This is a genomic window from Actinobacillus seminis (assembly GCF_002263215.1).
GTDB lineage: Bacteria > Pseudomonadota > Gammaproteobacteria > Enterobacterales > Pasteurellaceae > Actinobacillus_B > Actinobacillus_B seminis.
The window spans coordinates 197,745-212,035 of the sequence record NZ_NLFK01000002.1 but is presented as its reverse complement, the minus strand read 5'-3'; the positions used below and the strand labels follow the sequence as shown (position 1 = coordinate 212,035).

Annotated in this window: 16 protein-coding genes and 1 pseudogene; 11 read left to right on the top strand and 6 right to left on the bottom strand. The window is 41.6% G+C overall.

All coding sequences use genetic code 11. The annotated features are described in order from the left end of the window. The first annotated feature begins 115 nt into the window (after window positions 1–115). Entirely contained in the window at window positions 116–1,411 is a 1,296-nt protein-coding gene (gene tviB, locus CFY87_RS03200; protein WP_094945845.1) for a Vi polysaccharide biosynthesis UDP-N-acetylglucosamine C-6 dehydrogenase TviB, read from the top strand. A gap of 36 nt (window positions 1,412–1,447) precedes the next feature. Here the strand turns inward: tviB and mutM are convergent, their stop codons facing one another. The 4 genes from mutM to radC form a co-directional block, all read right to left on the bottom strand. Then, window positions 1,448–2,296, bottom strand: coding sequence for a bifunctional DNA-formamidopyrimidine glycosylase/DNA-(apurinic or apyrimidinic site) lyase (gene mutM / locus CFY87_RS03195; RefSeq protein WP_094945844.1), 849 nt, complete (start codon window positions 2,294–2,296; stop codon window positions 1,448–1,450). Window positions 2,297–2,368: 72 nt separating this feature from the next. Continuing rightward, entirely contained in the window at window positions 2,369–2,539 is a 171-nt protein-coding gene (rpmG, locus tag CFY87_RS03190) for a 50S ribosomal protein L33 (RefSeq protein WP_005542835.1), read from the bottom strand. A gap of 11 nt (window positions 2,540–2,550) precedes the next feature. Continuing rightward, a complete protein-coding gene (rpmB, locus tag CFY87_RS03185) occupies window positions 2,551–2,787 on the bottom strand; it encodes a 50S ribosomal protein L28 (protein ID WP_005599762.1) in 237 nt (78 codons plus the stop codon). 214 nt (window positions 2,788–3,001) lie between these two features. After that, a complete protein-coding gene (radC, locus tag CFY87_RS03180; RefSeq protein WP_236757331.1) occupies window positions 3,002–3,667 on the bottom strand; it encodes a RadC family protein in 666 nt (221 codons plus the stop codon). 164 nt (window positions 3,668–3,831) lie between these two features. On the opposite strand from radC, the gene coaBC reads away from it, so the two are divergent. From coaBC to CFY87_RS12635, 10 genes and pseudogenes are all read left to right on the top strand, one after another. Further along, window positions 3,832–5,037 carry a bifunctional phosphopantothenoylcysteine decarboxylase/phosphopantothenate--cysteine ligase CoaBC gene (gene coaBC, locus CFY87_RS03175; protein WP_094945843.1) on the top strand — a complete coding sequence of 402 codons (1,206 nt, stop codon included), beginning with the start codon at window positions 3,832–3,834 and terminating at the stop codon, window positions 5,035–5,037. Window positions 5,038–5,080: 43 nt separating this feature from the next. Then, the gene (dut, locus tag CFY87_RS03170) at window positions 5,081–5,536 is read left to right on the top strand and encodes a dUTP diphosphatase (RefSeq protein ID WP_094945842.1); all 456 of its coding nucleotides are present in this window, start codon (window positions 5,081–5,083) and stop codon (window positions 5,534–5,536) included. Further along, the gene (gene slmA, locus CFY87_RS03165; protein ID WP_094945841.1) at window positions 5,536–6,135 is read left to right on the top strand and encodes a nucleoid occlusion factor SlmA; all 600 of its coding nucleotides are present in this window, start codon (window positions 5,536–5,538) and stop codon (window positions 6,133–6,135) included. The genes dut and slmA overlap by 1 nt, the downstream gene beginning before the upstream one ends. Window positions 6,136–6,156: 21 nt before the next feature. Further along, window positions 6,157–6,372, top strand: coding sequence for a YheU family protein (locus CFY87_RS03160; RefSeq protein WP_094945840.1), 216 nt, complete (start codon window positions 6,157–6,159; stop codon window positions 6,370–6,372). A 41-nt stretch (window positions 6,373–6,413) separates the two neighbouring features. Further along, entirely contained in the window at window positions 6,414–7,076 is a 663-nt protein-coding gene (crp, locus tag CFY87_RS03155) for a cAMP-activated global transcriptional regulator CRP (protein WP_094945839.1), read from the top strand. 80 nt (window positions 7,077–7,156) lie between these two features. Then, window positions 7,157–7,336 (top strand): annotated as a pseudogene (locus tag CFY87_RS12545) (autotransporter outer membrane beta-barrel domain-containing protein); the annotation flags it as partial. 211 nt (window positions 7,337–7,547) lie between these two features. Then, on the top strand, window positions 7,548–8,936 hold the full coding sequence (locus tag CFY87_RS03145; protein ID WP_094945838.1) for a nicotinate phosphoribosyltransferase: 1,389 nt from the start codon (window positions 7,548–7,550) through the stop codon (window positions 8,934–8,936). 428 nt (window positions 8,937–9,364) lie between these two features. Beyond that, a complete protein-coding gene (locus tag CFY87_RS03140; protein WP_094945837.1) occupies window positions 9,365–10,189 on the top strand; it encodes a Cof-type HAD-IIB family hydrolase in 825 nt (274 codons plus the stop codon). Continuing rightward, on the top strand, window positions 10,189–10,578 hold the full coding sequence (gene crcB, locus CFY87_RS03135) for a fluoride efflux transporter CrcB (RefSeq protein ID WP_094945836.1): 390 nt from the start codon (window positions 10,189–10,191) through the stop codon (window positions 10,576–10,578). The genes CFY87_RS03140 and crcB overlap by 1 nt, the downstream gene beginning before the upstream one ends. An 8-nt stretch (window positions 10,579–10,586) precedes the next feature. Next, a complete protein-coding gene (locus CFY87_RS12635) occupies window positions 10,587–10,796 on the top strand; it encodes a capsular polysaccharide synthesis protein (protein ID WP_143226157.1) in 210 nt (69 codons plus the stop codon). Window positions 10,797–10,808: 12 nt separating this feature from the next. Here CFY87_RS12635 and CFY87_RS03125 read toward each other — a convergent pair whose 3' ends face one another. Next, window positions 10,809–11,786 (bottom strand): alpha/beta fold hydrolase, encoded by a 978-nt coding sequence (locus CFY87_RS03125; protein WP_094945834.1) that lies wholly within the window; start codon window positions 11,784–11,786, stop codon window positions 10,809–10,811. A gap of 147 nt (window positions 11,787–11,933) precedes the next feature. Then, window positions 11,934–14,246 carry a formate C-acetyltransferase gene (gene pflB, locus CFY87_RS03120; RefSeq protein ID WP_094945833.1) on the bottom strand — a complete coding sequence of 771 codons (2,313 nt, stop codon included), beginning with the start codon at window positions 14,244–14,246 and terminating at the stop codon, window positions 11,934–11,936. Between the last annotated feature and the right edge of the window lie 45 nt (window positions 14,247–14,291).

Sequence of the window (14,291 nt, the reverse complement as noted above, 5' to 3'; positions counted from 1 at the left end):
TGAGTGAACCGCATGAACGGTAAGCCACAGGACCCACCGAGAGTCGCCTACGCATTGCGTGGGATCCGGTAGGAATCTCCAGCCTTTAGGCAGGGGAGGATGTAATAGGATTAGTATGAAATTAGAAAATGTAAATATCGCGGTTATCGGATTAGGTTATGTCGGATTACCCCTTGCGGTAGAGTTTGGTAAAAAAAGAAATGTTATCGGCTTTGATATTCAACAAAAACGCGTTGATGAATTGGCAAGTGGCACGGATCACACATTAGAAGTCAGTCCGCAAGAATTAAAATTAGCGACACACCTCAAATTTACCACGGACTTAGCCGAATTAAAAAACAGTAATTTCTTTATTGTTACTGTACCAACCCCAATTGATAAAGTTAACCGTCCTGATTTAACTCCGTTACAGAAAGCCAGCGAAACGATTGGCAAAGTATTAAAACGTGGCGATATTGTTGTATATGAATCCACGGTGTATCCCGGCACCACCGAAGAAGTCTGTGTACCGATTTTAGAACAGGTATCCGGATTAAAATTTAACCAAGACTTTTTTGCCGGCTATAGCCCTGAACGCATTAATCCGGGAGATAAAGTCAATACGTTAACCAAAATCAAAAAAGTCACCAGCGGCAGTACTCCTGAAGTTGCAGAATTGGTTGATCAAGTGTATTCCGGCATTATTGTAGCCGGTACACACAAAGCACCAAGTATTAAAGTGGCGGAAGCGGCAAAAGTCATCGAAAATACGCAACGAGACTTAAATATTGCGCTGGTTAATGAATTATCCGTCATTTTTGAACGCGTCGGCATCGATACGAGTGACGTATTAGAAGCCGCCGGCAGCAAATGGAATTTTTTACCGTTTCGTCCCGGTCTTGTCGGCGGGCATTGTATCGGTGTCGATCCTTATTACTTAACCCATAAAGCGGAAGAAATGGGCTATCACCCGCAAGTGATTTTAGCCGGACGCCGTATTAACGATAATATGGCGCGCTACGTTGCGCGAAATACTATTAAACGGATGTTAAAAAACGGAATTGATGTCCCTCGTGCCAAAGTGGGCATCCTTGGAATTACGTTTAAAGAAAATTGTCCGGACATTCGCAATAGCAAAATTGAGGATATGATCAAAGAGTTTAAACAATGGGGAGTAGAAGTGGCGGTTTCCGATCCTTGGGCGGATAAAGAAGAAGTGCAGGCGGAATACGGCATTACCCTTAGCGATATTTCAGAGAAAAACCCGGTTGATGCTTTGGTTGTTGCGGTTGGACATAATGAATTCCGCGCCTTAAGCGCAGAACAATTGCGTCTTTTTACGCGTTCGGAAAAACCGGTACTTGCCGACGTAAAAAGTTTATTTGACCGTAATGAAGTAAAAAATCAAGGCTTTACCGTCTTTAGATTGTAAAATTTACTTTTCGACGACGAGTTCAATTTCGGTATATCAAAACCCAATAAATTTTTTGCTGTTCCTGCAATAATTTTTAGGTTGACAAGTCGGGCAGAAAAAGCTGTTACGCTGCCCAATGACCGAACTTTCAATTTTTGTACCGCACTTTGGACAAGGTTCGCCTTTACGTCCGTAAACCTGTAGTTCTTGCGCAAAATAACCGGGTTTACCATCAGGTTGTAAAAAATCTTTCAGCGTCGTTCCACCTTGTTGAATCGCACGGGTTAATTCTTGCTTAATGGTTTGTACTAAGGTTTCCGCCTGCATTTTCGTCAATGTTCGCGCCGGTTTAGCCGGATATAAGCCGCATAAAAACAGGCTTTCGTTGGCATAAATATTGCCCACACCGACCACTACGCGGTTATCCATTAAAAAGGATTTAAGAGTGGTCGTTTTTTTGCGCGATTTTTTAAACAAATATTGCGCGTTAAATTCTTCGGAAAGCGGCTCCGGTCCCAATGTTGCAAACAGGTGAAAATCTTCCAGCGTTTCCGTCCAAAGCCAAGCACCGAAACGTCTAGGATCGTTATAACGCAATAATTTCCCGTTATTCATCACAATATCAAGATGATCATGTTTTTCAATCGGGCTGTCGTGTGCTACGATCCGCACGGATCCCGACATGCCCAAATGCCCGATAATAAATCCTTGTGTGGTGTGAATAATCAAATATTTGGCACGTCTTGAAAGTGCGGTCACTTTTTGTTGAGCAATTTGTGTCAATTGCGGGCTAACTTCCCAGCGTAATTTACTGTTGCGCACCACAATTTTTTCGATCACAAATCCTGTTAAATAAGGACTCACGCCATTTACCGCTGTTTCGACTTCAGGAAGTTCAGGCATCATTTCCCCTTTTAAATGACAAATATAGAAAAACCCGAACAAGTCGGGCTTTTGCATCATATTAAAACGAAATTATTTAATTTTCGCTTCTTTATAAATGACGTGTTTACGCACTACCGGATCAAATTTTTTGATTTCCATTTTTTCAGGCATATTGCGTTTATTTTTTGTTGTTGTGTAGAAATGACCGGTTTCAGCAGTTGAAACTAAGCGGATTTTCTCACGAGCACCTTTAGCTGCCATTGTTTAGCTCCTTAGATTTTCTCGCCACGAGCACGGATTTCAGCCAACACTGCATCAATGCCTTTTTTATCAATGATACGCATACCTTTCGCCGTTAAGCGCAAAGTTACGAAACGGTTTTCACTCTCAACCCAGAAACGGTGAGTGTGTAAGTTAGGAAGAAAACGACGACGAGTCGCATTCAATGCGTGTGAGCGGTTGTTACCAACTGCCGGACGCTTGCCTGTTACTTGACAGACTCTAGACATACTAATCTCCAATAAATCAAATATAAGCTCGAGCTTAGGGTTCGGATTACTGTAAAACAAGGTTTTACAAGCTACCTCGTCAGGTCGCTGTAACCCGACCCGCATACTATATTAAAGGTGGCAAATTATACTCACTTTATTGATTATTCTCAAGCACAAATACTTAAATTCGCCAAATAAGTGCTAAAAAATTCATCATCTCGGCAAAATTCCGTTACAGCCATCCGTTTTCCGCAAAAGAAAAATAGCTCCCCTTTCCGATCACAAAATGATCCAGCACACGAATCTCTACCAATTCGGCGCATTTTATGATCCTTTCGGTAATCTGTCTATCCGATAAACTTGGCTGAGAAATACCGGAGGGATGATTATGCGCCAAAATTATTGCCGCCGCATTACAATATAAGGCGCATTTAATGATCTCACGCGGATAAACCGCCGCCATGTTGATCGTGCCGAGAAACATCTCCTCTTTTTTGATCAATCTATGCTGATTATCCAAAAATAACACCATAAACACTTCGCGTTCTTTACGTTCCAATTCCGTCTGCAAGTAGGTTCGCACCTTATCCGGTTCGGTAAAAAGCGGTACTTGCGCCAATTCTTGCAACAAATAACGCTTGGTCATTTCCGTACCGGCTTGCAATTGCACAAATTGCGTTACGCCTAAACCTTTTACTGCACAAAATTCCCCTTTTTCAGCAGAAATCAAATTTCGCAACGAGCCAAATTGCGCCAACACTGACGCAGAAAGCTGCATCACGGGACAATTTTTAATGCCCGTGCGCAAAAAAATAGCTAATAATTCTTGATCGCTTAGCGCTTCAGCGCCAAATTGCAATAATTTTTCACGTGGCATTAAAAAAGTCGTTTGCTCCATACCTTACCCACCCATCTATTCTTCACGTCTTTTACTTTACAGGCTTATTTTTTTCATAGAATCTTACGAGCAAAACTTTACGATTCCGATCGCAAAAATCCATTTTTTCTTTGTAAAAATTACAGTAAAATGACCGCACTTTTCGATGTGATTGAGGACTAACAATGCAAAATTTGCAAGGTAAACGAATTGTCGTCGGCATAACAGGCGGTATTGCAGCGTATAAAACAATTGAGTTAATTCGCCTATTACGCAAATCCGACGCCGAAGTACGCGTGGTGTTAACACCTGCTGCGGCAGAGTTTGTCACGCCGCTCACGCTGCAAGCCGTTTCCGGCAATCCCGTTTCTCAATCCTTATTAGATCCGCAAGCTGAATTGGCGATGGGACATATCGAATTGGCAAAATGGGCAGATGCCTTGCTGATTGCGCCGGCAAGCGCCGATTTTTTAGCACGCTTAACGGTAGGCATGGCAAACGATTTATTATCAACAGTGTGTTTGGCAACCGCCTCCCCTATTCTGTTGGCACCGGCAATGAATCAGCAGATGTACCGTCAAGCTATCACTCAACAAAATCTACAACAATTACGCCAACGCGGGTTACACATGGTCGGTCCCAATGCCGGTGAACAGGCTTGCGGCGATGTCGGTTTCGGGCGAATGTCAGAACCGCCTGAAATTTATACCGCACTTTGCTCGCTTCTCCAACCACAAACAGATCTGAACAATATTTCTGTGGTGATCACCGCCGGTCCAACCCAAGAAGCCATTGATCCGGTACGTTATATCAGCAATTACAGCTCCGGCAAAATGGGATTTGCGATCGCCGACGCCTTTGCTAAACGCGGTGCGAAAGTGACATTGATTGCCGGTCCGGTTAATCTTGCTACGCCGGCGAATGTTACACGCATTAATGTCACTTCCGCCCAAGAAATGTGTCAAATTGCGCTACAAAGTGCGGTCAAAAATGCTATATTTATTGGGTGTGCCGCAGTAGCAGATTATCGCATGGCAGAAGTGTCCCAACAGAAAATTAAGAAAACCGGCGATAACGACGAGCTCACCTTAAGATTGGTGAAAAATCCCGATATTATCGCAACTGTCGCGGCACTAACGGAAAATCGCCCCTTTGTTGTCGGTTTTGCAGCGGAAACGCAAAATATCGCGCAATATGCCAAACATAAATTAAGCCAAAAAAATCTTGATTTAATTTGTGCCAATGATGTCTCCAACGGACAAGTTTTCGGGCAAGATCACAATAGTTTACATTTATTTTGGCACGACGGGGAAAAATCCCTGCCTTCTGCCGGTAAAGCGGATTTAGCGACGGATTTAGTCAATGAAATTATACAACGATATATAGCATAAATTGATGTATATACCTAAAAAATTAACAAGAGAGAATAAGAATATGAAACAAATTGACTTAAAAATTTTAGATAAACGCATCGGTACTGAATTTCCACTGCCGACTTATGCCACCGCCGGATCTGCCGGCTTAGATTTACGAGCGTTAATTGATGCACCGCTGACAGTGGAAGCCGGACAAACAGTGTTAATTCCTACCGGTATTTCCGTTTATATTGCGGATCCGAATTTAGCGGCGGTCATTTTGCCGCGCTCCGGTTTGGGGCATAAAAACGGGATTGTATTGGGCAATTTGGTCGGCTTGATCGATTCCGATTACCAAGGTCCGCTGATGGTGTCTTTATGGAATCGCAGCGATAAACCTTTTACGGTGGAAATCGGCGATCGAATTGCGCAGTTGGTTTTCGTACCCGTGGTACAGGCGCAATTCAATATCGTCGAAGAATTTACGCAAACTGACCGCGGTGAGGGCGGTTTTGGCCATTCAGGTAAGAAATAATGGAAAAACAAATCAAACGTAGCGTAAAAGAACGTCGCCAGCAGGTGTTGACCGTGTTGACGCATATGTTACATTCCGAACGTGGCATGGAACGGATGACCACCGCCCGTTTGGCGGAAGAAGTGGGCGTTTCCGAAGCGGCGTTATATCGCTATTTTCCAAGCAAAACGAAAATTTTTGAAGCCTTGATTGATAATATCGAAAGCAATCTATTTAGCCGCATTAGTCATTCTATCAAAAACGAAACCAACACAATGCATCGAGTGCATGATATTTTGCAAATGATTTTGGATTTTGCGCGCAAAAACCCGGGCTTAACCCGCATATTAACCGGACATGCGCTGATGTTTGAAGATCCGCGATTACAAACACGTGTAGCACAATTTTTCGATCGTTTGGAGTTGCAATTTATGAATATTTTGCAAATGCGCAAACTACGCGAAGGAAAATCCTTTAACGTGGATGAACGCACTATCGCCACCCATTTAGTCACTATTTGCGAAGGACAATTTATGCGTTATGTCCGCTCCAATTTCCGTCGCTCCCATAATCAAAGTTTTGAACAGCAATGGCGATTAATTGAGAGCTTATTTGCATAATTTTTAAATTTAGGTAACAATATGTTGATCCCTTGGCAAGACTTACCGGAAGAAACGTTGCGCAATATCGTACAAAGCGTTATTTTGCGCGAGGGTACCGATTATGGCATTCAAGAGTTAACATTGGAGCAGAAAACACAAAATTTGCTGGCAAAAATTCGTCAGGGAAGTGCGGTCATTATTTGGTCAGAATTATATGAATCCATTGATATTAAAAATAAAGTGGATCTGCGTTAACTTTTGATTTGAATTTATTTAAATGAATGGAGGTTTTTTCAGTGCAAGATTTAAATCCGCAACAAGCTCAGCAGCAACAGCAACAAGCTCCGCTGGATCCAACCTTGGAGTGGTTTCTCTCTCATTGCCATATTCATAAATATCCGTCAAAAAGTTCTTTAATTCATGCCGGTGAAAAAGCGGAAACCTTATATTATTTGATCAAAGGATCGGTGGCAGTACTGGTGAAAGACGAAGAAGGTAAGGAAATGATCTTAACCTATCTTGGTGCGGGTGATTTTTTTGGCGAAGTCGGACTTTTTGATGAGGGTCAGTCGCGCTCTGCTTGGATTAAAGCAAAAACCTCTTGCGAAATTGCTGAAATTTCCTATAAAAAATTTCGCCAATTAATCCAAGTGAATCCGGAAATTTTAATGTATTTATCCGCGCAATTGGCACGTCGTTTGCAAAATACATCCAAACAAGTAAGCAATTTAGCGTTTTTAGACGTAACCGGTCGCATTGCGCAAACCCTACTTAATTTGGCAAAAATGCCGGAAGCCATGACTCATCCGGATGGAATGCAAATTAGAATTACTCGACAAGAAATCGGTCAGATGGTAGGTTGTTCAAGAGAAACCGTTGGACGAATTTTAAAAATGTTGGAAGATCAACATTTAATCGCTGCGCACGGGAAAACTATTGTGGTTTATGGCACGAGATGAAAGTAACTCGGTAAAGCCCGATCTCCTCTCACAGAGAAAAGTGCGGTCATTTTGAACGTACTTTTTGTCGCATACCAATACTTTCAGATGTTAATGGTAAAGCGAATCAAGCCTTGTTGAAATACGATCATTTTAATACATTAAAACGAATTTAGGTGTTGATGTAAACTATCCAATCGAGAAGTGTAAAAGGTCTACTTTCTTACGATATGTATCAACCAAAAACAGGTAAACCGGCTGATACACTTCATTTAAATACATAATTCATTGCTCATTTAACTTAGGCACCTTTTTAAATAAAAGTAATGAAAATTGAACAGAGAGGCGATTTTTATTACTTTTTCTATTTTTAATGTCATAATGCCGGGAAAACATACCGCACTTTTCGTTATTTAAGATTATTAATGCGGTAGATAAAAATTTTTGGTAAAGTGTATGCATCAAATTTTATATTTTTGGTGATTCAATGAAATGTACACTTCTAATTTTCTTAATCTTATATTGAATACAGATAGCTATAAATCCTCTCATTGGCTCCAATATCCTCCGAATACAGAATATATTTCTTACTATATTGAAGCGCGTGAAAGAAACTTTGATGTGCTTGCGTTTGGTTTACAAGCATTTATTAAGGAGTATTTACTTAAACCTATCACACAAAATGATATTGATGAGGCGGAAGCCGTTTTAACAGCACACGGTTTACCATTTAATCGTCAAGGTTGGCAGCGTTTATTGGAGAAACATCAAGGTTTATTACCGATCAAAATCGAAGCGGTACCGGAAGGTACTGTGTTACCTGCCGGAAATGTGGTTTGTCAAGTCGTTAATACTGATCCTGAGTTTTTTTGGTTAGTTGGCTATTTAGAAACCGCTTTACTGCGTGCAATTTGGTATCCCTCCACGGTGGCGAGTGTGTCATATTTATGTAAACAAAAAATTAAAATGGCATTAGAAAAATCGTCAGATAATTTAGACGGACTCGATTTTAAATTACACGATTTTGGTGCACGTGGCGCATCAAGTTTAGAAACCGTGGCATTAGGCGGTTTAGCTCATTTAGTGAATTTTATGGGAACCGACAGTGTGTCTGCGCTTGTCGCAGCAAAGCGTTGGTATAATGCGACCGGCATGCCTGCATTTTCGATTCCTGCAGCGGAACATAGCACCATGACCTCTTGGGGAAAAGAGAGAGAGACGGATGCCTATCGCAATATGGTTGAGCAATTTGCAGGTAAGCATAAAATATATGCCGTCGTGTCAGACAGTTATGACCTTTGGAATGCGTTAGAAAATATTTGGGGTACTGAACTAAAAGAGCTGGTGGAATTAAAAGGCGGCACGTTGGTCGTTCGCCCGGATAGTGGTGATCCTGCTGAGGTTATTTGTCGCACTTTAGCGATCTTGGCTGAAAAATTTGGTACGACTTTAAATCGTAAAGGCTATAAAATGTTGCCTGATTGCATACGTATTATTCAAGGCGATGGCATTAATGTGAGTTCTTTAGATAAAATTTTGGAGGCAATTCTTGCCGAAGGTTTTAGTGTTGAGAATGTCGCCTTTGGTATGGGAGGCGGATTATTACAGCAAGTGAATCGAGATACAATGAGTTGGGTAATGAAAGCCAGTGCAGTGTGTATTGCCGGCGAATGGCATGATGTGTATAAAGATCCGATTACTAGCCACGCAAAACGTTCGAAAAGAGGCATTCTTGCCTTGGTTAAACAGGCTGATTATTGGCAAACGATCGAACAAAGGGCGCTTGGCAGTCAACAAAACCGGCTCCGCACAGTGTTTCTCAATGGAGAACTATTGATTGATGAATATTTTGATGATATTCGCAGGAGAGCAAGCTTCTAAAATAATGAAGTTTTTATACCGCACTTATTGCAAGAGAAAGATCGCAGTATTTTTGTTAAGTATCTTAATGGTAAACAAAAATTTGCATACATTTACGGTTTATTATTACCGGTAAGAATTTTGTTCGGATTGTAACAATATTTTTTGATAAAAAATACCGGTTTAAGGTTTTTTTGCGTGTTAGTGTTATCTCTTTTTGGAAAAAGTTATGCAAACATTATTAAATTTTACCGCATTGTCGGCAAGACATTTGCACTTTGGGTTTTGATATTTGCCGCTATCGCTTTCGGGTTCCCGATTATTTTGTTGAACTGAAATATATTATTCCTTATTTATCATTTCTATTAAAGTAACAACAACGGTTAAAAAGCTTAACATTGGGTAAAGAAATTTGTTACGATAATAAGCCGATTTTCTACGAGGTTTATATGATGTTATCCACTTTTCCGTTTCGTGCAGTTGTTTCCGATTTAGACGGAACCTTGCTTAATGCTCAACATAGGCTCGGCAATTTCACCATCCGTACTTTAGAAAAATTGGCGCAAAAACAAGTCGATATTATTCTGGCTACCGGTCGAAATTATACCGATGTCTCTTCTATTTTGGGCAAAGTAGATGTGGAACATGCGGTGATGATCACCTCAAATGGTGCCCGCGTGCATGATTTACAAGGCAATTTATTGTTAAGCAATAGTTTTCCGGAAGCATTGGCATTCGCCTTAATGAATATTGATTTTGATCCGACGAGGATTTGTGTCAATAGTTACCAAGACGACGGTTGGTTTATTAATCGTGATGTACCGCAATTACGTCAATATCATCAGGATTCCGGTTTTATGTATGAGGTTGTCGATTTTGCAACGCATCACGGGTGCGCGACGGAAAAAGTGTTTTATATCGCCAAACAAGCGCAAGATTTATTGCCGATTGAACAATATATCCGCCAACATTTTGCCGATCAGGTTAGCATGACCTATTCCACGCCGGTGTGTTTGGAAGTGATGAATAAAAATGTGTCAAAAGCGACCGCACTTTTGCAAGTCTTAGCCGGACGGGATTATCAAGAAGCTGATTGTATCGCTTTTGGCGACGGTATGAATGATGTGGATATGTTGCTGGAAGTAGGAAAGGGCTGTATCATGGGCAATGCGGATCCGCGTTTAAAACAAGCCTGCACACAACTAGAGCAAATTGGGCTTAACCAACATGAAGCAGTTGCCGGTTATTTACGTGCAATTTTTGGAGTTTATTAATGGCTATTTGGCAATCGGTCGGGTTAATCGCAAGCGGCGCCGCAATGGGCGCTACTCTGCGCTGGGGGCTTGGATTATGGTTAAATCCGATTTTTTCTACATTCGCTTTCGGCACATTGATTGCTAACTATTTAGGGTGTTTAATTATTGGTATTTTTACCGCGTTATTTTGGCAATTTCCCGCCATATCGAATGAATGGCGGTTATTTTTAGTAATGGGATTTCTCGGCAGTTTAACCACCTTTTCCTCCTTTTCCGCTGAAGTCGTGGAAAATTTCCTGCAGGATAAATGGCTAATCGGTTTTGGCGTTGTGGCATTACATCTTCTCGGTTGTTTATTATTTACTGCATTAGGAATTGCCCTGTGGCGTTTTTGTAGCGCGGCTTGAGTATAGAAATGGCAGCGATTTGGCAAACCTTATATCTTTTACCAAATGATCCCCCGCATTTATTGAGTTATCAATTAAAAGAAAGGTTTTCTGAGACTAAATTTGATGAGATAAAATCAAAGAGCGTCATTCATAAGCTCACCTACAAAATAAAACCGAAGAAACTAAAAGCGGGATCGTTTTTTGAAATATTAAGTCGAGAAGTACGTAAATCATAGGGGATAAATAAACTATTCCCTATGATTTTTATCTTTTATCTCCGCATTATCATTCGGAATAAACCGCAAAATCTGTGTAAACGCCTGTTGGCGAATGACGTCGCGTTCAAACAGAATTTCGTGTTTAGCGTTTTCAATAAGTTGCATTTCGCCTTGCGGTAAAAGGGCGGTCAATTTTTTCAGCGTTTCATTTCTGACAATCTTTTCTTTTCCCGCTTCTAAAATCAATAACGGAATTTCAATTCTTGGCAGAATTTTCGGCAAATTGTGGATAGCTTTTGAGCAAAGATGAACCCAGCGAAACGTTGGACCGCCGAGATGTAATTGCGGATAGTGGCGATTAATGCGATTCATCCATTTCATGCGAGTTTTGCAGTTGCTCAATTCATTTTGATGGATATTGGCTGGCTTGTAAGGTGTTTTGCCAAAGACATAGCGCGAACCTTGCCCGAATAACATCATTACATTAATGATCACCTCGTCCCGTAGAGGATGTTCGGTGGGCAAACCAAAAAAAGGCGAAGAAAAGACCGCACTTTTGATTTGGTGATCGTAATTTGCCAGATAATAAGCGGAGATTAAACCGCCTAAAGAATGTGCGAGCAGATATTGAGTTTGGTAAGCATAAAGTGCGGTCACTTTTTGTATAATGTCGTGCATATCTTCGGTGTAGAAACGAAATTCGTCAATGTAGCCTTTCTCTTCATCCGAGAGTAAACGTTGAGAGTAGCCTTGTCCGCGGTGATCAAAGGCGACGACATCAAAGTCTTGTTGATAAAAATCATAAGCGACTTCCGTCCATTTGAGAATATTTTCCGCACGCCCGTTGACCAAAATCACCAAGCGGCGCACGCTTGGATGGGGGTGAATAAAATGTCGATAAGCGATTTGGCAGCCTTTTTTTCCGGTCACATATTGAATAGGAAACTGTTCAGCGAAAGGAAACAGTTCTTTGAGGGCAAATTGGCAAAAATGAGGTTCTCGCATCATAAAACGACCTGAGGCAGACAACAATAGCAAGATTATAGCGGGAAATGGCGCGAAAGCCCAGTTTTTATCCAAGAGAAAAGAGCCGGTATGGCCGGCTCTTGGAATGTTGATTTCCAGCGCAAAGTGCTGTAGAAATTTGCCCGATTTTTACATAGATTGTGTAAAGGTACGGGTGATAACGTCTTGTTGTTGTTCTTTGGTTAAGGAGTTAAAACGCACTGCGTAACCGGAAACGCGAATAGTTAATTGCGGATATTTTTCCGGATTTTCCATAGCGTCTAACAACATTTCACGGTTCAATACGTTCACGTTCAAATGTTGACCGCCTTCAACGGTTGTTTCATGATGGAAGTAACCGTCCATTAAGCCGGCAAGGTTGCGTTTTTGCGCTTCGTAGTCTTTACCTAATGCGTTTGGCACGATAGAGAAGGTATAAGAAATACCGTCTTTAGCGTAAGCAAACGGAAGTTTCGCTACAGAAGTTAATGACGCTACCGCACCTTTTTGATCACGTCCGTGCATTGGGTTAGCACCCGGTCCGAACGGTGCACCTGAACGACGTCCGTCCGGAGTATTTCCGGTTTTTTTACCGTACACCACGTTGGAGGTGATCGTTAATACAGATTGTGTTGGGGTCGCATTGCGGTAAGTTTTGTGGGTTTGGATTTTTTTCATAAAGCGTTCAACAAGGTCAACCGCTAAATCGTCCACACGGCTGTCGTTGTTACCGAATTGCGGATATTCGCCTTCGATTTCGAAGTCAATTGCCACATTGGAGGCTACAACGTTACCGTCTTTATCTTTGATATCACCACGCACCGGTTTTACTTTCGCATATTTGATCGCCGCCAAGGAATCTGCCGCCACAGAAAGTCCGGCAATACCGCACGCCATAGTACGATAAACGTCACGATCGTGGAATGCCATCAATGCCGCTTCATAAGCATATTTGTCATGCATGAAGTGAATGATGTTCAATGCAGTCACATATTGTGTTGCCAACCAATCCATAAAGTGATCCATACGCTCCATTACGGTGTTGAAGTCAAGCACTTCGTCGCTAATCGGTGTTGATTTAGGACCGACTTGCATACCGGATTTTTCATCAATACCGCCATTGATTGCATATAACAAAGTTTTCGCCAAGTTCGCACGTGCACCGAAGAATTGCATTTGTTTACCCACAACCATCGGGCTTACACAACAAGCAATCGCGTAGTCGTCGTTGTTGAAATCCGGGCGCATTAAATCGTCATTTTCGTATTGTACGGATGAAGTATCAATCGATACTTTGGCACAATAACGTTTGAACGCTTCCGGTAATTGTTCAGACCAAAGGATGGTTAAGTTCGGTTCCGGAGATGGTCCCATGGTGTAAAGCGTGTGCAACATACGGAAGCTGTTTTTAGTCACTAATGTACGACCGTCTAAGCCCATACCCGCTAAAGTTTCAGTTGCCCACATTGGGTCGCCGGAGAATAATTGATCGTATTCCGGTGTACGTAAGAAACGTACCATACGCAATTTCATGACCAAGTGGTCAATTAGTTCTTGCGCTTCCTGTTCAGTAATTTTGCCGGCTTTTAAGTCACGTTCAATATAAATATCCAAGAAGCTGGATACACGACCGAATGACATTGCTGCACCGTTTTGTGATTTTACTGCGGCAAGGTAAGCAAAATAAGTCCATTGTACCGCTTCGCGTGCATTCGTTGCCGGAGCGGAAACGTCATAACCGTAAGAAGCTGCCATTTCTTTAATTTTGCCGAGAGCGCGATGTTGTTCTGCAATTTCTTCGCGTAATTGAATGGTCGCTTGAATATCTTCGCCGCTTTCTAATTTTTGCTGTAATGAAGTAAATTGTTTGAATTTATCTTTCATTAAGAAATCAGCACCATATACTGCTAAACGACGGTAGTCACCAATAATACGTCCTCGACCGTAAGCATCCGGAAGACCGGTGATTACGCCGGATTTACGACAACGTAAAATATCCGGTGTATAAACATCAAATACCCCTTGGTTATGGGTTTTACGATATTCAGTGAAAATATGTTCGATTTCAGGTTTTAATTCACGGCGGTAAACTTGGCAAGAACCTTTTACCATTTTGATCCCGCCATATGGCATGATCGCACGTTTAAGCGGTGCATCAGTTTGAAGACCGACAATTTTTTCTAAATCTTTATTGATGTAACCCGGTGCGTGAGAAGTGATGGTTGACGGTGTATCCGTGTCGATATCATAAGGTTCGTGTGTTTTATTTTCGACTTTGATTTTTTCCATCACATCATTCCACAATGCGGTGGTTGCCTCTGTCGCACCCGCTAAAAAGGATTCATCGCCTTCATACGGGGTATAGTTTTTCTGGATAAAGTCACGTAAGTTAACTTCGGTTTGCCAGTCTCCCGGAACAAATCCTTCCCATGCTTTTTGTTGAACTTCTGTTAATTGAGCCATAATTGACTTCCTTCTTTGATTGTAAATAAATTGATTATAAAACGG